Below are 18,443 nucleotides of genomic sequence, written 5' to 3'. Positions count from 1 at the left end.
TCATGTTCTTTAAAAGAGTTGTTAACCATTTATTAAGATAAGGGGAATAAAATGTATTATCTTTAGTAAACAGAAACTAAACTCCCCAAATTATGAAGAACAAACTACTAATTATTTTGCTAGTTACATTTTCTAATTATCTCATTGCGCAGGAGTTATTACCTCCTACAGAGATCACTAAGGGAAAATTTATAGGTAAAACAGCAGCACTGAGAGATCAACCTATAATTACCTCAAATAAATCTTTAGGAGTATCAGAGATTACGATTGTTCCTAATAATTTACGAGGAAACCGAAAGATAAATGATCAAGCATTACCACTAGGTGCAGATCCTATTACACAGTTTGCTTCGGGACAGTTTAGAATGCTTGAAACTGAAGCAAATTTTGGAGGTGGAAACTCCTCTCAGTCCAATTTTACACCGCCAGACCCATCTGGAGCGGTAGGGCCTGATCACTATGTACAAGGTATAAATAGTGTCATTAATATATTTGATAAGCAAGGAACGTTACTCTTGGGGCCTGTAGCGTTAGGAGATTTTCTAGGAAATGGACAGAATGAAGGAGATCCTATAGTTATGTATGACCAACTTGCAGATCGATTTTTTGTGAGTCAGTTTCAAACGTCTACCGTTGCTAGTTTAAATAATATTCTTGTTATAGGAGTGTCAGAAACTCCGGATCCTACAGGAGCTTACTTTATATATCAATTTCAGTTAGATGCTTTTCCAGATTACCCACATTATGCAGTTTGGCCAGATGCCTATTATTTAACTGCAAATAAAAATCAAGGAAACACCACCTATGCGTTAGATAGAGCAGCAATGCTTGCCGGAGAGGATACTGTGACTTTAGTAGGTTTTAATCTGCCAGGGATTGTGCGCAATCCCGGCACTGTTTTTAGTCCAGAACCAGCAAATTTAACGGGCTTTTCATTTCCAGAGGACGCACCAGGTTACATTGTTTATTTACAAGATGATGGCTGGGGTGGAGCAATTACAGAAGATCACTTAAAAGTCTGGGAACTAGATGTAGATTTTGACGAGCCCGGAAACTCCACGGTATCTATGCCATTAGAAATTCCTGTTGCCCCTTTCGATTCTGTTTTCGGAGAATTTGGAGAGGGAGATCTTGCTCAACCAGGTTCTAATCAAAAAATAGATATGATAGGAGGTGTCATATCTTATGCTGCAAATTATAGAAGTTTTGAAGATCATAACTCATGGCTTATCACATTTAATGTAGATGTAGACGGCAATGATAGATCAGGAATACGATGGACAGAGTTACGTAACAGCGATACAGAACCGTGGAGTGTTTTCCAGCAAGGAACTTATGCTCCTTCTGATGGAAAAAGCCGTTTTATGGGAAGTGGGGCAATGGATGCTCAAGGCAATATAGGCCTTGCATTTAATGTAGGAAGTGCAAATGATTTTATCGGAATAAGATATACCGGACGTTTTGATGGCGATACAGCTGGTGAGATGACACTGGGTGAAGCCATTATTGTACAAGGTTCTGGAATACAAACTTTTTCTAATCGTTTTGGAGATTACTCACATTTAACAATGGATCCAAATGACTTTTCATTCTGGCATACCGCCGAATATTTCTCGGCAACTAATTTTTGGGATACTCAGATAGCTTCTTTTAGATTATCTGATGGATTTACTAATGATGTAGGTGTAATTGCCATCGACTCTCCAGTAGACGGAATTCTCACAAGTGCAGAAACAATTCAAGTTGCAGTAAGAAACTTTGGGACAGATCCTCAAGTAGATATTCCTATTTCATTATCAATAGATGGGGTGGTGGTAGCAAATGAGGTGATTGCTGGACCTATTGCACCTAACTCTAACAGCTCATATGAATTTACAACCACTGCAGATTTATCTGTACAAGGGCAATCGTATTTGATAGCTGCAGAAACTAGTCTAGCTACAGATCAAGCTCCAGTAAATAATAATGCTGTAAAAACAGTAACACATTTATTTGAAAATGATCTTGGAGTTGTGAGTATCACTTCACCAGAATCGGCTGGAGGGTTGTCACAAGAAACAGTGGTTATTCGTATTAAGAACTTTGGAGCTAATACCCAATCAGATTTTGAAGTACAGTATGCTGTAGATGGAGGAACAGCTGTAGTAGAAACATTTACTGGCGCTATCGCTCCTGGAGCGATTGAAGATTTCACATTTGCAGTTCAAGCAGATATTACAGTATTTACCACCTATCAATTAGAAGCAAGAACTAATAGCGTGGGTGATCAAGATCCTTCAAATGACGCTGCAACTACAGAAGTAACTAACTCTTGTATGCCTCGCGCGACCGAACCTAATGGTGCAGGTTGTCAAGCAGACGGGATTAAGCAATTTATATTAAACACCATCAATGTTGATGATGGTGGTGATGGATGTAACACAGAACCAACTAACGGGCCTCAAGGTTATGCAGACCGTACAGATCTAGAAACAACACTAAGTAATGTAGCTGGTCAAAATGAATACGTACTTCAAGCGCGTCATAATTATGATGCGGGAGCTGGTATAGAAGTATTGTCTGTATGGGTTGACTTCAATGACGACGGGATTTTTGAACAGTCTGAACAATTAATTCAAGGTGTTCCTTTTCCAGGAGCAAATACGCTAGATAGTTTTGATCTGGTAATCCCAGTAGACGCTCCTTTAGGAAGTCATACTTTAAGAGCTAAAGCTATTGATGGTGCAGAGCCAGGTGACATTAATAATCCGTGTTCAGATTTCCGTTTTGGGGAAGTCCAGGATTATACGGTTACTATAGATGATACATTGAGCATTGATGATTTTCTACAAGGAACTACAGATTTAGTTATCACTTCACTAGAAGACAATCAATTTGATATTCAATTGCCAACAGATTATGATGGTCAAGTGTATGTAGGTGTTTCTAACCTCTTGGGGCAACAATTAACTTATAAAGCTATAGCTAGAGGTAATGATGGGTTTAGAGTTTTATTGAATTTAGCTAATCTTCCAACTGGAGTTTACATCGTAACTGTAAACGATCAATCTGGTCGATTTACTAAAACAAAAAAGATTATAGTCCAATAGATTTTAATTCTTACATAAGATATATACAAAAAAAGAGCCTTATTATCAATCGATAATAAGGCCTTTTTTTTTAAGTATAATCTCAGAACTCTTCTATAATAAATAAGAGAAGTGGCGAGGTGTTTTTTTATTGCTTTCGCGAAAGCAATGCCATGTAGAATCCGTCGTAACCAGTCTTTGCAGGGCTTACTGTTTCTTCTTTATCAAGTTGAAACTTCTGACCTTGTTCTGTAGCTAGGAAGGCTTGCACTTGCTCTTGATTCTCTCTAGGTAAGATAGAACAAGTAGCATAAAGCATTTTACCATCTTCCTTAACGATTTTACTATAGCTTTCTAGTAATTCTGCTTGTCTTTGTACGACCTTGTCTATAAATTCTGGCTGCAATTTCCATTTTAGATCAGGATTACGTTTAATAGTTCCTAGTCCAGTACATGGTGCATCAATCAATACACGGTCTGCTGTATTGTAGAGTTTCTTAAAAATCTTTGTTGAGGTGATTTCTCTAGTCTCAATATTATGCGCTCCAGCACGCTTAGATCTTCTTTTAAGTTCCTTAAGTTTACCTTCATAGATATCCATGGCGATAATCTGACCTTTATTTTCCATCAAGGCTGCTAAGTGTAAAGTTTTTCCTCCAGCTCCTGCACAAGTATCTACTACGCGCATTCCTGGTTGTACATCAAGCATACGTGCCACTTTTTGAGATGAGGCATCTTGTACTTCAAAGAAGCCATTTTTGAAAGCTTCTGTTGTAAATACATTCTTACGTTCTACAAGCTCTATAGCATCAGGATACCCATCTAATAATCGGGTGTCAATGTCTTGATCTGCAAGCGTATTTCTCAAGTCTTTAGGAGTAGTTTTTAGCGTATTTGCTCTAAGTACTACTTGTGCCTGCGTATTTAAAGCAGCAAGCTCTGCAGCCCATTTTTTACCAAGAGCTTTCTCTCCCATTTCATCCATCCAGTCTGGAATAGACTCCTTGAATTTTCTGATTTTTGAAAGCTCATCAAAACGTCCTTTTATTCTACGCGTAGGTATAGGTTCCATTTGTTTCCAGTCTGGAACTTCAATACCTCTTAATGTAGCCCAAACAGCAAATAACCTAAATAAATTAGGTCTACTATATGGTGCTTTTACTTCTGCAATTTCTGAGTATAATCGTTGCCAGCGCACGATATCGTATACTGTCTCTGCAATGAAACCGCGATCACGGGATCCCCATCTTTTGTCAAATTTGAGAACCTTTCTTAAAACCTTATCAGCTTGTTCTCCGTCATTAAATATCATCCCTAATGCATCAACTGCGGCAAAGACTAAATTTCTGTGTAATTTCATACTTTATTTTGAGGGTGTAAAGGTATTGGTTCTTTAGGTAATAGTGCTATTTTTACTAAAATTTTGACAATGCGTTTTCTATCTACTTTTTTCATTTTATTTCTTCTTATCACATCTTGTAAGGATGTAAAAACCAATGGCCAACATCCTGCGGTTGAGGATGCTCAAGTTTTCACGAAAGTAGATATCGAATTTTTACATCAGGATAGTACGAGTATACGTGCTCTAGAAGTAGCTCACGATGCAGTGATGTATGCAGGTAGCGACGGTCACTATGGTATTTATGAGATGAATCTTGATAAAACCAAGTCTACAGATGCTGCGATGGCTTCACAATTTAAAGAGACTAATAAAGGTAGAATAGACTTTTTGGGTAAAAATCCAGCTTTTAGAAGTATTGCTAGTACTAGCAAGGCTTTTTACATACTCTCTATTGAAAATCCAGCATTGCTATATCGTTATGATAGAAGAAGCAAAGAGGTTTCATTAGTATATACAGAGCAACAAGATGGTGTTTTTTATGATGCTATGACTTTCTGGAATGAGGAAGAGGGAATCGCGATAGGGGATTCTGTAAACGGTTGTTTATCTATTATTGTTACAAGGGATGGTGGTGCTACTTGGGGAAAGCTAGATTGTGGATCATTGCCTAATCAACTAGAAAAAGAAGGAGCTTTCGCTGCTAGTAATACTAATATTAAAACCATAGGCGACGAGACGTGGATTATTACCGGTGGTGGTACGTCTAGATTATACTACTCTGCAAACAAAGGGTTTTCTTGGAGTATTTATAACGTTCCAGTAGCTCAAGGAAAAGATACTCAAGGTGCTTATACCATGGATTTTTATGACAATAAAACAGGTATTATATACGGAGGTGATTATACTACCCCAGAAGATAATATTGACAATATAGCCATGACAAACGACGGTGGTAAGTCATGGATAGTTACTGCTTCTGGTAAAAATGATGGCTATAAAAGTTGTGTTCAGTATGTTCCTAACTCAAATGGAAAAGAAATCATTGCAGCTGGATTTACAGGTATCTCATATTCAAGCGACTCAGGTGCTTCATGGAAACAATTATCTGATGCGCCTTTTTTGACGGTAAGATTTGCAAATGATTCTACAGCTTATGCGGGAGGAAAAAACGCACTAGCAAGCCTTAATTTTAAAAGATAAGAGAGTTATTATGGCTCTCTGTGATCGCGCTTTCCATCTTTATCACCACGAAGTTTGTGTAATAAATCACGTCTAAAATCTCCTTCGGCTTTGAGAAGTATAAGTGTCTTTTTATAAGAGAGCTTATTTTTTAAACTCACAAACAGTTCTTTTCTAGCATCAAGTTTTTGTTGCTCAAAAGACTGAATGTTATCTAGCGTGTTTTTTGCACTGCTTTCATCCATAGTATCAAACTGATTTCTGGTTTCCTTAAGTACTTTACGTTCTCTGCTATAGATCTCAGACATGCGCTCACCGTAGGTATTGTAGATAGGCCAAAACACTTGTGCTTGGTCTGGAGTAAGCGATAGCTTTTCTGTTATATAAGCAACCTTAAGTGCTTGTATTCTTTCTTTTTTTGAATTTCTATCTTCCTCTTGACCTACTGCAGTCGCAGTGATCATGATGGTAACTATAAATGTTATAAGTAGTCTCATAATTTAATCTAAGTAAAAGTGGTAGCTATCTGTGCGATCATCTAGATAGTCGATAATAACTGATTGGTCTAAGGCAATATCGTTGTGAAGCGCATCAATGTCATCATCAGATAACCAATCTGCAAATTCTATTTGTTCAAGATCACCTGCTTCGCCATCAAGATATTCTGCTATAGCAATACTCTCGATTCCCGCCGTTGTGTCTAGTTGTGACCAAACAATACTTACTAAGAGTAGGAGGGCAGCCGCAACTCCCGCAATTGAATAATAATAACTTTTAAGAGATATTACTTTAGTAGCAGTTTTTTGAACTGGTGTGCTTTCTTCTTCTAGCTTTCGCGAAAGCGTAGCAAGTATTTCATTTTTAGAGTTCTCAAAATATCCATCAGGGATATCATAGCGCTCATTACTTGAGCTAGATAATGATGCTTCTAAAGTGATATTATCAAGAATTACTTCTCGACTAGTGTCGAAATAATCTTGAGGAACTTTAAAACCTCTTTTAGACGGTATGTTGTTTGTTGTTTTCACGGTTCTATAAATAAGACTCTTAAAAAGTCAAAAGGTTTAATCTGCTTGTAATATGGCGGTTACTTTTTTTGTAGCGATATGGTAAGAACTTTTGAGAGCTCCTACAGAAGTGCCTAGTACTTCACTCATATCATCATATTTCATATCTTGATGATACTTCATCTGGAAGACTAGCTGTTGTTTTTCTGGTAATTGCGCTATTGCTTTTTCTAATGCTAGTTGTATGTCGTCTCCATTAAAATAGACATCACTTTCTAGGTTCTCAACAATGCGCGTTTGAAGCTCTTCATTTGAAATTTGTAAATGCCTAGCACGTTTCTTTAAAAACGTTAGCGATTCATTAGTCGCAATTCTATATAACCAAGTATAAAGTTTGCTATCTTCTTTGAAGTTTTTAATACTCTTATAAACTTTAATAAAAACGTTTTGTAACACATCATCTGCATCTTCATGATTTTTTACAATCCCTCGTATATGCCAATACAGCGGCTTTTGATATTTATCAAGTAATATAGCAAATGATCCATTATTGGGATCTTGCTGTAATGCGTGTATAAGGTCTTGCTCTTCTATGAGATGCGTTTTTATAAATTATAAGACTTCTAATGTACTTAAAGGTTTAATCCAGATATCAATCTGTAGTCTTAATTAGCAGACATTAACATGTATCTAATATTAATATCGATAAAATGCATTTAATCACGATAAAATACACAAATAGCTTGTGGGATTGAATTTAGGGTTTTATATTTGAATCATCATTAAAAGATGGTCAATTAGAATCCCCAAATTCATAAGTTGATTTTACAATAGTTTTTAGTGTCTAGGCCCCGAAGCTAGCATTAATGTCTAACCTACTTAACCTAAAAAAGCCCGTAAAAACGGGCTTTTTTTATGTTTTATTGTAAAATAGGATATTATCCTAAATACTTCATTAAGATTTTACTTTTAGAAGTGTGACGCAATCTCTTGATAGCTTTCTCTCTAATCTGGCGTACACGCTCACGACTTAGGTCAAAAATATCGCCTATCTCTTGAAGTGTCATTGCTGGCTGATTACCAAGACCATAGTTCAAACGTACAACCTCTGCTTCTTTCTCTGTAAGTGTATCAAGCGCTCTGTTGATCTCAATACTTAAAGACTCTTGCATAAGCTCTCTATCTGGACGAGGTGACTCGCTAGAACTTAAAACGTCATATAAGTTGTTATCATTTTCACCTTCGGCGAAAGGAGCATCCATACTTAAACTACGACTAACGTTTTTAAGTGAGATTTTTACTTTTTCCTCAGAGATGTCAAGATACTTTGCAATTTCTCCAGAGGTAGGCTTACGCTCGTGTACCTGCTGTAAGTAAACCATTGCTTTGTTAATCTTACTTATCTCACCAATTTTATTGAGAGGAAGACGTACCGTACGTGCATGCTCTGCAATAGCTTGTAAGATAGATTGTCTAATCCACCATACTGCATATGAGATAAACTTGAAACCTCTGGTTTCATCAAAACGTTTTGCTGCTTTTACAAGCCCAACGTTTCCTTCATTAATTAAATCAGAAAGGGATAAACCTTGATTTTGATATTGTTTTGCTACAGATATTACAAAACGAAGATTTGCTCTTGTAAGAGCATCTAGTGCTCTCTCGTCTCCTTTTTGAATACGTTGTGCTAACTCAACCTCTTCTTCGGCAGTAATTAAATCAATCTTGCTCACATCCTGAAGATAGTTATTCAGGGATTTCGTCTCTCTATTAGTAACCTGCTTGGTGATTTTGAGTTGTCTCATGTATTGTCTATATATTAAGTGAGTATTACCCCATTATAACCTAAATGATTCATAAAAGCAAGTATTTAACTAAAACAGTTAAAAAACATGCGATAAGCCCAGTAAAACTGAAATTTATAAAAATTACGTTATGATAATTTTAAGATATGATAGCGTTATAATAATGGATGTATTCTATTATTAAGTATGTATAACGCACAAAGGTAAGATTTGTTACATTTAACTCATAATTATAGGGCATGAAAATACAATTACAACTCATTATTCTTTTCATTTCCAGCATTTTCATTACTTCTTGTGATCAAGGAGAATTTGCTGCGAGTAATACTGCGATCAAGAGTGATGTCATTATCTCAACAGATAGCGAGACTGTTTTTAATGAAAACTATGCACATGTCGTTTACTTTTGGTTCAAAGACCCTACTAACGAAGAGGATAAGAAACTTTTTGAAAAGTCCCTGCGCACTTTCTTGGATAGTTCGCTATATGCCAAAACACATTTTATAGGCACACCGCCCAAGGCAATAAGGGAAGTTGTAGATGACGGCTTTACTTATAATCTAGTGTTGAGTTTTGCATCAGCAGAGGATCAGCAGGCGTATCAAGATGAGGATGCACACAAGACATTTATAGAAAAATGCGCTCATCTTTGGGAAAAGGTAATAGTGTATGATGCCATGAGCATAAGATAATTACCCCTTAGTTACAACTTTCAAATAAAACGACGGGGGTGAGTTACGCTTTCGCGAAAGCGCAATTATAGCTAGTTTTGTGCTATGTCAAAAGAAAAAAATACGAAAGGTAAAGTAACTATAACATCTGCATTTAAAACCATTATCTGGCCACGTCGAAAGCTAGTATTTATTGGACTCATTCTTATTGTCATAGGTCGTCTAGCGAGTCTCGTGTTGCCATGGAAATCAAAAGCTTTACTAGATGACATTATCCCTAATAAGGACATGGCTGCACTATACGATTTATTGTGGCTCGTGGGGGTTGCGCTTCTTATACAAGCCATCACATCATTTTTACTTACACGTATATTGAGTGTGCAAGCACAGTATCTCATCTCAGAACTTAGAGCTCAGGTACAGAAAAAAGTATTGTCATTACCTATTAGCTTTTTTGATAACACAAAATCCGGAGCGCTTGTATCACGCATCATGAGTGATGTAGAAGGTGTGCGTAATCTTATAGGTACAGGATTAGTACAGCTGGTGGGAGGGAGCATTACCGCCGTTATATCATTAGTGCTATTGATACGTATTAATGCGTTAATGACGTTGTTTGTGTTCTTACCGGTAGCCATTTTTGGGTATGTTGCCTTACGTGCTTTCAAGTATATCCGTCCTATTTTTAGAAATAGAGGTAAAATCAATGCCGAAGTAAAAGGAAGACTCACTGAGACACTATCTGGTGTACGAGTAATCAAGGGCTTTGGGGCAGAAGAACAAGAAAATAAATCCTTTGAAGAAGGTGTTGATAGATTATTTCAAAACGTCAAAAAAAGTCTTACTGCTACCGCAGTGATGTCTAGTAGTTCTACATTTTTACTTGGTTTAGCATCTGTGGGAATTATGGGTATAGGTGGCTATTTCATGATACAAGGGGAGATGACTACGGGAGAGTTTCTGTTTTTTACACTCTTGCTAGGCTTTATGATTGCGCCTATCGTACAAATGAGTAATATAGGGAGCCAACTTACAGAGGCGCTAGCAGGATTAGACCGTACGGAAGAATTAATGAATATGACACCTGAGGATGAATTAGGGAATCGTGATATAGAACTAGAAAATTTTAAAGGAGATATAAAATTTGAAAATGTATCCTTCTCTTATGAAAAAGGAAAAGAAGTGATACATAACATTTCCTTTGAAGCAAAAGCAGGAACTACGGTAGCACTTGTAGGAAGTTCTGGTTCTGGAAAATCAACTATTGCCGGATTATCTGCAACATTCTTAAATCCTCAACAGGGAGTGGTGTCTGTAGATGGTCAAGATTTATCAAGAGTAAAACTACCTAGTTTTAGAAAGCATTTAGGGGTTGTATTACAAGATGAATTTCTATTTGAGGGAACCATAAGGGACAATATAATGTTTCCTAGACCAAATGCCTCAGAAGAGCGATTACAAGAAGCAGTAAGAGCTGGTTATGTAAATGAATTTACAGATCGTTTTGAAGATGGACTTGATACACTTATAGGTGAGCGAGGTGTAAAGCTATCTGGTGGACAGCGCCAGCGTATTGCGATTGCTAGAGCAATACTTGCTGCTCCTAAAGTGATTATACTAGATGAGGCTACCTCAAACCTAGACACCGAAAGCGAAGCGCTTATTCAAAAGTCCTTATCACAACTAGTAAAGGATAGGACGACTATTGTCATTGCTCACAGGCTAAGTACTATAAAAAAAGCAGATCAGATTTTAGTGATAGAAGATGGCCGCATTGCAGAACAAGGAACTCACGATGAACTTATAGGTAAAGAAGGAAGGTATTTTGACCTATACACGTATCAAGCTAAGATTTAATGATTATTAAATAGTTAGTAATTAAACGATTCCCTATACTATGTTTACAGTCTAAATGCTATTAAAAACTATTTGTTCTTAATCGCAAGCATATTTTTTAAGCATATCAATAGTAGTATACTCCAGTGCTTTTTGATCTGTGGCAGCCAACTTTACCAGTGGTGCAACCCCAGCTTTTTCTGCTTCTAGCCATCTTAAAATGCACAAACACCACCCATCACCAGGTTTAAGCCCAGGAAAATTCCATTGAGGAATAGGAGTAGAGAGGTCATTGCCTTTAGACTTGGTGTAAGTAAGAAACTCTTCTGTCATAATAGCGCATACTACATGGGTTCCACGGTCTATGCTTGCAGTTCTGCAGGATCCATCTCTAAAATATCCTGTAATAGGATCATTACAACATCCTATTAACGGCGATCCTAGCACATTAAATACTTTTGAAATGTCATTGCTCATAATTATGCTTATATTTTGTTAAGTAAAAGTTGTAAATCTTAATCTAATGATAAATTTTAAATCAGAAATTAATTTTTTAAGTAAAATTCGTTTATTACATGTCTTAAAATCTTAATTTTAAATAAAAATTAGAAATGGAATATTTATCGATTGTTTTAAAATGTATTGTTGGTTTAAGCATTCTTAATGTTTGGCTGTTGCGTAAAGGACAATCTTCACCTTGGAGAGGAGGAAATGCAAATTCCTTAAAAGAAGAATTTGCTCATTATGGATTATCAGAAACAGCGATGAAAGCGGTAGGTACAATTAAGTGTTTACTTGCTGTGGGGCTTCTAGTTTCTATTTTTGTACCAGTTTTAGAATTTTATAGTGCTTTAGGTATTGCGGTGATGATGGTAGGAGCAATTGCAATGCACTTGAAAGTAGGGGATGCCTTAAAAAAGTCTTTTCCTGCATTTCTGTTTTTAGCACTTTCAGTATTGATTATTCTCATCTAAGGAAAATCAGATAATAAGCTAGATAAGCATTGAGCACAAAGAATACAAAGGATGGCAAAGCGGCTATAAAGGAATCTTTTATCTTAAGGCGAACACCCCATCCTAATAACATTAGTAGTGAAATCCCCATCAGAGCTGCAATTTGTAAGGGTTTGTAGAAGTATCCTATTAAGACTCCTAGTCCACCTATAATTTGCGCGACACCAGTAATTTTTCGTTGTAGCTTAGATAACCCAAAACGCTCAAATTCGGCAGTCATAAAATTGGAAGACAAACAACTCACACCGTAATAAAGGAATGAAAAGCCTATTAACCCTATAAGTACTGTATGTGCTATTGTCATTTAATAAAGATATACTAATTGTAAAGTTAACTTCCAGATAAACAAAAAGCGACCGTTTGGTCGCTTTTTATCGTTTATTGTAAATGGTTACTTTATATACTGATCACTTTGCTCTTCAAGATTCTCTTTTGTTTCTCCACCTTGACTATATAACATGTTTTCCTCGTCTTTAATTCGGTTTGTAGTCTTCTTACTAGCCGCACTACGTCCCGGAACATCTAAGTCTTTTCCAGAAAAATCAACATTTTCTTCCCTATTGGTTAATGCTACATCATCTCCACCATCTTGACGAATGTTATTTTCAATGTCTTGCCCTAATACTTTAAGGTCTTCACTCGTAATGTCAGAGTTGTATGATGTATCCTTTTGGTCTTCTTTTAATTTGTTATTGGTATTTGCTTGTGTTTTCATATCTCTTGTTTTTTATAAAGTTAAGAAGATATTATAGTTATAAAATGGGCTTTAACCCATTGATAAGAAAAGGATAACAAATGGTGTTAAATACAAGTCATAGTGGGGTGTGTACATAATTACGCTTTCGCGAAAGTTAAAAAATCACATTATTTTTTGTATCTTTACAAATATTCACGAATACCTTATCAAAAGGTAGGTTACACAGTTCAAAAATCTTTTACAGACTTAATAGTATTTTAAACTGCGTAAACGTGAGCGTTACGAGATATTCTTATAACGACTTCATTTAATACGAGAAAAGAGTTAATGGCTAGACCACAAGAAACCTTTGGTAAAAAAGAACGAGAAAAGAAAAGGCTTAAGAAAGCCGAAGACAAGCGCAAGAAAAAAGCAGCGCGAAAAGAAAGCGGAGAGAAAGCAAACGAGTTTGTGTACGTAAACCACTTAGGACAATTAGTAGATACTCCACCAGATCCAGCTTTGAAGGAAGAGGTAGATGTAGAGGATATTGTTTTAGGGATTCCTAAGAAAGTTGAAGGCGATGAGCCAGATCCTATCAGAACTGGTTTTGTAGAATTTTTTGACTCTTCAAAAGGTTTTGGATTTATCAAAGATGCCGATACTCCAGAAAAGTACTTTGTACACATTTCTGAAGTGCGCGATGGTGAACTTAAAGAAGGCAATAAAGTGTCTTACGAAATAGAAAGAGGACAAAAAGGAATGAACGCAGTACGCGTGAGTAAAGTTGCTTAAAGTAACTCCTTTACCTCAATAACTTGTCTAGGCTCCAGACCCATTAGGGTTTGTGAGCCTATTCTTATTCTTACAAGTCTCAGTGTAGGGAAACCTACAGCACTCGTCATCTTACGTACTTGTCTAAATTTTCCTTCTGTAATAGTAACAGCTATCCATGGTGTAGGACCATGACGAGCATCTCTTATTTTTTTAGAACGTTCTGGCAGCGTAGGATTCTCAATTAATCGTCTTACTTTACATGGTTTTGTTTGATATTTTTTACCGTCAAAACCAATCTCAACTCCAGCCGCCATTTGGTCAATAGCGTCGTCAGTAATCATACCATCCACTTGCACATAGTATTCTTTTTCAATACCTGATCGATTAATAGTATCAGACAGTTTACCATCTGTTGTCATGAGTAGTAACCCCTCAGATTTCTCGTCAAGACGGCCTATAGCCATTGTACCCTCAGGAAAATCATGTAGCTCGCTCAAAAACTTCTTCTTTCTGGCCTGTCGCTCATCATTACTAAGCAGCTGACTAATAAAACCATAAGGTTTGAATAATTTGAAGTGAGTATGGCTCATATCTAATTAAAGGAAGAGTAAAATAAATAAAGTTGATTATTAAAAAGAGTGATGTTTTGTACTACTCTTTAAATCTCCAAGCTAGAAATCTTGATTTCTTATTACCCTGAGACATATCTACCGTTCTATGCTCAGCATTAAGCTTTTCAAGTTGCTTTTTGATTTTAGCAAGGTGTTCGCTTTTTGAAACTAACGTTGTAAACCAGCCCACTTGTGATTTAAAGTTTACACTTTCCTTTACCATGCGCTTAATAAATAGTGCTTCTCCACCATTACACCAAAGCTCATTAGATTGTCCTGCAAAGTTACGTTCAACTTCTTTGAGTTTAAGCCCTTTTGATTTCTCCTTAGTTGCTTTAAAAGCATCTTTTTCAGAGCTGTAAAAAGGAGGGTTACACATTGTAAAATCGTAATGCTCTCCAGGTAAAATAGCGCCTGTAAAAATATTAGCACGATCTTGTTGATAGGTAGCTGTTAAGAATCCTTTGAGATGCGTATTTTTTTCAAGAATTGTATTTGCATTTCTAATAGCCTTTGCATCGATATCAACTCCTTTCATTTTCCAATTAAAAACAGATCCTGCTAGAAGTGGGTAGACAAAGTTTGCCCCAGTACCTATATCAAGGCCGTGCACATCTTCTTTTCCTATAAAATCATTGAGATAATGTAGATAATCTACGCGTCCCGGAATTGCTGGGCACAAATAGCCTTCAGGGATTTCATACCAGTTTAAAGAATAATCGCTTAATAAAATAGCACGATTGAGTTCTAAAACCGCTTTAGGATTTGTAAAATCTATTGTTTGAATTCCGCGGTCTGTTTCTAGAACATAAGGAGCAAGCTCTTTATTTGCTTTTCTAAGCTGTTTAAAAAGATAAGGACCTATATTTTTATTATTTGGATGCATAGCTGGATAATTAGTAACGCCCTGATAATATGTTATCTCGGCAGTTTATTAGTCACCTTATATCAAATTAGTATAAAAGTGATTAACGTTGCAAAATTACCAATTATACTTTCCTTAGTAAGAGAAGCAAGCCTTTTTCTTTGGGTAGGAAAAAGTATCTGTTTACACTAACTTTCCTCTATATGCTAGTGAGATCATATTATGTGATAAAAGTAAGTTCTTGTCCTTCACGTAAGATGAGAGATAAGATATGACCAGTTTTCTTTGATCTGTAGTAAGATGCTTATATGCTGGCTTAGCAATCTGAGTATCCCACTTTGTACCTATAACATTATCTAGCGCAATGCGTAGATAGCAATGATTTTGAAAATTAAGATCAGGATAATGACTTACTAATAGTTCAGGTATTTCAAGGTAATAGGTTTTAAAATCTAAGGCTGTGTCCATAATTAAGCAGAAATAGCAAGTGATACAATATGCGGATTTTTATGTCTACGTAAATAACTTCTCAATATAATGTCTGTATGATACGTGCTCTTTTTAGGTAGTAAATGTGAGGCTACTTCATCAAAATGACTCACTTGCTCTGTCTCAGGTACAAAGCCAAAACCTTTATAAACGCCTTTATCTATGTATATGAAGGCTGTTTCATTATCTGTACGACCGTCTTCTTTTATAATATAACTCTCATTTTCTGCATCAAAGGATTGTAATGCTTCACGAACGCGTAGATTGTAATCAGTTACAGATTCGTTATTACTACAGATACCTTTACAATTTTTTAGACTATAATGTGAGCACTCATTAAAGGTTGCCTGCAAACCGCAAAAACGTGGGCATAATTCATACATCTCACAAAGCTCCATGAGTCGCTCTGTAGCTTTGGCTCTAGTAAATACTTTTTGAGTTGCTGTATGTCTATATTTTGTCTTGGCTACCGCGAGCTGTATGATACCTTTTCTATTTTCATACGATATAATAGAGTAGTTGCTTGTGGGTATTTTTTGAGCTCTATTGAACTTTGGGAAATATTGCTGGATATATTCAGATTCTAGTAATAGTGCGCAAAGTTCATTTCCAGTAACTTCATAATCTATTTGATAGGTTTCTTGACCTAATAAATATTCCTTATTCTTTTTATCGTAAAAATGCGAGAGGACTCTCTTTTTTATATTAATTGCCTTGCCCACATAAATCACTTTACCAGCGCGATCTTTAAACAAGTAAATGCCAGCTGTTTCTGGTAACTCTTGAATAATGCGTGATGGTAAATGAGGTGGGAGCGTGGCTTCTTTAGAGCGAACGTTGAGGAAGGAACTCATTACTTTGCCATCCTCATCGAGGGTGAGTAATCGTTTAAAAAGAATTACAGTAGCATCTGTATCACCTTCGGCTCTGTGACGATTGTTAAGAGGAATTCCTATAGAGGCACAAAGATTACCTAACGAATAGCTGAAGAGACTAGGTATAAGCTTTCGCGAAAGCCTCACCGTACACAGTTTTTTTCTAGTAAATGAATGGCCGAGTCGCTTAAACTCGCTACGCAACACGTTAAAATCAAAGGTGACGTTATGTGCTACAAATATGGCTCCTGACGATATCTCAATAATTCGATCTGCGATTTCATTAAATAATGGTGCATCTGCCACCATAGCGTCATCTATACCCGTAAGATTAGTAATAAATGGCGGAATGTATTGTTCAGGATTTACTAGTGAAGTAAATTTATCTACTACTTCACCATCTTTAAGGCGTACCGCACATATTTCTGTAATGCGATTGCCATTAATTCCTTTTCCCGTAGTTTCTACGTCTATAACACAATGATATGTAGGCTCTGTCTCATTCATAAATGAGTTACAAAGTTACTCTTTATTTTGAAATATTAGGAATAATTCCTAAAAAATGGAAAATATTATGAATGCTATTTGGGAAAAGTGAATCCTATTGGTAAGAAATTAGTGTTTGATCTCGTCAAGTGCTTTTTTAAACTCTTCCCAGCTCACATTATCGTTACCATCCTTACTATATCCGTCTATTAATGCAGAGGCAACCATAGATCTTATAAAACCACTTATTTCTGCTTTTTTCAAAAGTTCTTTGATTTCATCTTTTGATAAAGTACCGTTGCCATCTTCGTCAAAAAAAGCAAAAGCCTGCTCTGGACTATCAAATTCTTGTGTAATTAAGATTTGAAGTTTTTTGAGAATCATGTCTTTAGTAGCCATACGTTTTTTCTTTTGTAATGAGGTGATTACGATTTTTTACTCGTTTTGAGATATAAAAGTACAACTTCACTTACTTGCGCCAAAAAGATAGTTGGTTATGATTTCAATTTTTCACGAAAGTGAAAACCTTATGATAATGAAAACATTGTTTTAACAACGCATTAACCGCAATGAGCGATAGCATGGACTAGTTTTGTAAAAAAAAAATTGCATGGAAAATTATAAAGAACTTTTAAGCCCATTAAACACTGAGCATTTTAAATTAAAAAATAAGGTGGTAATGGCGCCTCTTACGAGGTCAAGATCTACAGCTGCACATATTCCGACAGATATAATGATTCAATATTATAGTGAGCGTGCCGGTGCAGGACTTATTATAACAGAAGGAACATCGCCGTCACTTAATGGTGTGGGATATCCTCGTATCCCAGGTATTTATAGTCGTGAGCAAGTAAAAGCATGGACGCCAGTAGCAAGTGCTGTACACAAAAATGGTGGAAAGATATTTATGCAACTTATGCACTCTGGTCGTATATCCCATCCAGATAACATGTCTGATGATGCAGTAGTATATGCTCCGTCTGCAATTAGACCAGAAGATACTAAGATGTATGTAGATGGAAAAGGTGAGTTACCTATTCCAGAACCTACCGCGATGAGCATTGAAGATATAGAGCATACCATTGAAGAGTATGTTACGGCAGCAAAAAATGCTATTGAAGCTGGTTTTGACGGGGTAGAAGTTCATAGTGCAAATGGTTATTTATTAGATCAGTTTTTAAATACTGGAACAAATAAGAGAGATGATAATTATGGTGGTTCTGTAGAGAATAGATGTCGCTTTACACTTGAAGTCACACAACGTGTTGTTGCGGCATTAGGTAAAGAAAAAGTAGGAGTCCGTTTATCTCCTAATGGAGCAATGAATGATATAGGACCTTTTGATAGTCAAAAAGAGACATTTGATTACCTAGCTGCAAAGTTAGAGGAGATTGCACCAGTTTATATCCATCTCGTTAACCATGAATCAATGGGAGCACCAGGCCTGCCAGCAGATATTAAGAAAAATATACGTGACCGTTTTAGTGGTTTACTTATCCTTAGTGGTGGTTATGATGCTGCCACAGCAAATCAAGATTTGATTGATAAGAATGGAGATTTAGTTGCCTTTGGACGTAATTTTATAGCAAATCCAGATTTAGTAAAGCGTTTTGAAAACGATGCTTCTCTTAACGAGCCTAATCCAGATACTTTTTACACTCCAGGAAAAGAAGGTTATATTGATTATCCAACACTCGAAGAGCAAAAAGATAACGCATAAATTTTAAACCCTTGAAAAAGGGT

General features: G+C 36.3%; 20 protein-coding genes. 7 read left to right on the top strand and 13 right to left on the bottom strand.

Annotated features, from left to right (window positions below):
- Window positions 1–92 precede the first annotated feature (92 nt).
- A complete protein-coding gene (locus KRODI_RS13680; protein WP_013752212.1) occupies window positions 93–3,089 on the top strand; it encodes a GEVED domain-containing protein in 2,997 nt (998 codons plus the stop codon).
- Between the two features lie 127 nt (window positions 3,090–3,216).
- Here the strand turns inward: KRODI_RS13680 and KRODI_RS13675 are convergent, their stop codons facing one another.
- Window positions 3,217–4,428: an RsmB/NOP family class I SAM-dependent RNA methyltransferase gene (locus KRODI_RS13675; RefSeq protein WP_013752211.1), complete on the bottom strand. Its 1,212-nt coding sequence runs from the start codon at window positions 4,426–4,428 to the stop codon at window positions 3,217–3,219.
- Window positions 4,429–4,497: 69 nt separating this feature from the next.
- Here KRODI_RS13675 and KRODI_RS13670 point away from each other — a divergent pair, with 69 nt between their 5' ends.
- Window positions 4,498–5,610 (top strand): WD40/YVTN/BNR-like repeat-containing protein, encoded by a 1,113-nt coding sequence (locus KRODI_RS13670; RefSeq protein WP_013752210.1) that lies wholly within the window; start codon window positions 4,498–4,500, stop codon window positions 5,608–5,610.
- Between the two features lie 8 nt (window positions 5,611–5,618).
- Here KRODI_RS13670 and KRODI_RS13665 read toward each other — a convergent pair whose 3' ends face one another.
- From KRODI_RS13665 to KRODI_RS13650, 4 genes are all read right to left on the bottom strand, one after another.
- Window positions 5,619–6,086, bottom strand: coding sequence for a hypothetical protein (locus tag KRODI_RS13665; protein ID WP_013752209.1), 468 nt, complete (start codon window positions 6,084–6,086; stop codon window positions 5,619–5,621).
- A 3-nt stretch (window positions 6,087–6,089) separates the two neighbouring features.
- Window positions 6,090–6,617: a hypothetical protein gene (locus KRODI_RS13660; protein ID WP_013752208.1), complete on the bottom strand. Its 528-nt coding sequence runs from the start codon at window positions 6,615–6,617 to the stop codon at window positions 6,090–6,092.
- A 36-nt stretch (window positions 6,618–6,653) separates the two neighbouring features.
- Window positions 6,654–7,130, bottom strand: coding sequence for an RNA polymerase sigma factor (locus tag KRODI_RS13655; protein WP_316927829.1), 477 nt, complete (start codon window positions 7,128–7,130; stop codon window positions 6,654–6,656).
- A 404-nt stretch (window positions 7,131–7,534) separates the two neighbouring features.
- Window positions 7,535–8,401 (bottom strand): RNA polymerase sigma factor RpoD/SigA, encoded by an 867-nt coding sequence (locus tag KRODI_RS13650; protein WP_013752207.1) that lies wholly within the window; start codon window positions 8,399–8,401, stop codon window positions 7,535–7,537.
- Between the two features lie 239 nt (window positions 8,402–8,640).
- Between KRODI_RS13650 and KRODI_RS13645 the strand changes: the two genes are divergently transcribed.
- Complete coding sequence (locus tag KRODI_RS13645; protein WP_013752206.1) at window positions 8,641–9,093, top strand: Dabb family protein; 453 nt, start codon at window positions 8,641–8,643, stop codon at window positions 9,091–9,093.
- A gap of 84 nt (window positions 9,094–9,177) precedes the next feature.
- The gene (locus KRODI_RS13640) at window positions 9,178–10,929 is read left to right on the top strand and encodes an ABC transporter ATP-binding protein (protein WP_013752205.1); all 1,752 of its coding nucleotides are present in this window, start codon (window positions 9,178–9,180) and stop codon (window positions 10,927–10,929) included.
- Window positions 10,930–11,007: 78 nt separating this feature from the next.
- Here KRODI_RS13640 and KRODI_RS13635 read toward each other — a convergent pair whose 3' ends face one another.
- A complete protein-coding gene (locus KRODI_RS13635) occupies window positions 11,008–11,385 on the bottom strand; it encodes a DUF2237 family protein (RefSeq protein WP_013752204.1) in 378 nt (125 codons plus the stop codon).
- 134 nt (window positions 11,386–11,519) lie between these two features.
- Between KRODI_RS13635 and KRODI_RS13630 the strand changes: the two genes are divergently transcribed.
- Window positions 11,520–11,882, top strand: a complete 363-nt coding sequence (locus tag KRODI_RS13630) for a DoxX family protein (RefSeq protein WP_013752203.1) — start codon at window positions 11,520–11,522, stop codon at window positions 11,880–11,882.
- On the opposite strand, the gene KRODI_RS13625 is transcribed toward KRODI_RS13630, so the two are convergent.
- Both KRODI_RS13625 and KRODI_RS13620 read right to left on the bottom strand, forming a co-directional pair.
- The gene (locus KRODI_RS13625) at window positions 11,875–12,225 is read right to left on the bottom strand and encodes a DoxX family protein (protein ID WP_013752202.1); all 351 of its coding nucleotides are present in this window, start codon (window positions 12,223–12,225) and stop codon (window positions 11,875–11,877) included. The two genes, KRODI_RS13630 and KRODI_RS13625, sit on opposite strands and share 8 nt — an antisense overlap.
- A gap of 87 nt (window positions 12,226–12,312) precedes the next feature.
- The gene (locus KRODI_RS13620; protein WP_013752201.1) at window positions 12,313–12,636 is read right to left on the bottom strand and encodes a hypothetical protein; all 324 of its coding nucleotides are present in this window, start codon (window positions 12,634–12,636) and stop codon (window positions 12,313–12,315) included.
- A 309-nt stretch (window positions 12,637–12,945) separates the two neighbouring features.
- Here KRODI_RS13620 and KRODI_RS13615 point away from each other — a divergent pair, with 309 nt between their 5' ends.
- Entirely contained in the window at window positions 12,946–13,392 is a 447-nt protein-coding gene (locus tag KRODI_RS13615) for a cold-shock protein (RefSeq protein ID WP_013752200.1), read from the top strand.
- Here the strand turns inward: KRODI_RS13615 and KRODI_RS13610 are convergent.
- The 5 genes from KRODI_RS13610 to KRODI_RS13590 all read right to left on the bottom strand — a co-directional run bounded on the left by KRODI_RS13610 (window position 13,389) and on the right by KRODI_RS13590 (window position 17,099).
- Entirely contained in the window at window positions 13,389–13,964 is a 576-nt protein-coding gene (locus KRODI_RS13610; RefSeq protein WP_013752199.1) for a pseudouridine synthase, read from the bottom strand. The genes KRODI_RS13615 and KRODI_RS13610 overlap by 4 nt on opposite strands.
- A 61-nt stretch (window positions 13,965–14,025) precedes the next feature.
- Complete coding sequence (rlmF, locus tag KRODI_RS13605) at window positions 14,026–14,871, bottom strand: 23S rRNA (adenine(1618)-N(6))-methyltransferase RlmF (RefSeq protein WP_013752198.1); 846 nt, start codon at window positions 14,869–14,871, stop codon at window positions 14,026–14,028.
- Window positions 14,872–15,033: 162 nt separating this feature from the next.
- Window positions 15,034–15,318, bottom strand: a complete 285-nt coding sequence (locus KRODI_RS15175; protein ID WP_013752197.1) for a hypothetical protein — start codon at window positions 15,316–15,318, stop codon at window positions 15,034–15,036.
- A 2-nt stretch (window positions 15,319–15,320) separates the two neighbouring features.
- Window positions 15,321–16,721, bottom strand: coding sequence for an exonuclease domain-containing protein (locus KRODI_RS13595; RefSeq protein ID WP_013752196.1), 1,401 nt, complete (start codon window positions 16,719–16,721; stop codon window positions 15,321–15,323).
- Window positions 16,722–16,829: 108 nt separating this feature from the next.
- Window positions 16,830–17,099 carry an EF-hand domain-containing protein gene (locus KRODI_RS13590; protein ID WP_013752195.1) on the bottom strand — a complete coding sequence of 90 codons (270 nt, stop codon included), beginning with the start codon at window positions 17,097–17,099 and terminating at the stop codon, window positions 16,830–16,832.
- Between the two features lie 211 nt (window positions 17,100–17,310).
- On the opposite strand from KRODI_RS13590, the gene KRODI_RS13585 reads away from it, so the two are divergent.
- On the top strand, window positions 17,311–18,420 hold the full coding sequence (locus KRODI_RS13585) for an alkene reductase (RefSeq protein WP_013752194.1): 1,110 nt from the start codon (window positions 17,311–17,313) through the stop codon (window positions 18,418–18,420).
- Window positions 18,421–18,443: the final 23 nt, after the last annotated feature.

The organism is Dokdonia sp. 4H-3-7-5 (assembly GCF_000212355.1).
GTDB lineage: Bacteria > Bacteroidota > Bacteroidia > Flavobacteriales > Flavobacteriaceae > Dokdonia.
Note: the sequence above shows the minus strand (reverse complement) of the source record. Positions and strands in the feature narration are given on the sequence as shown.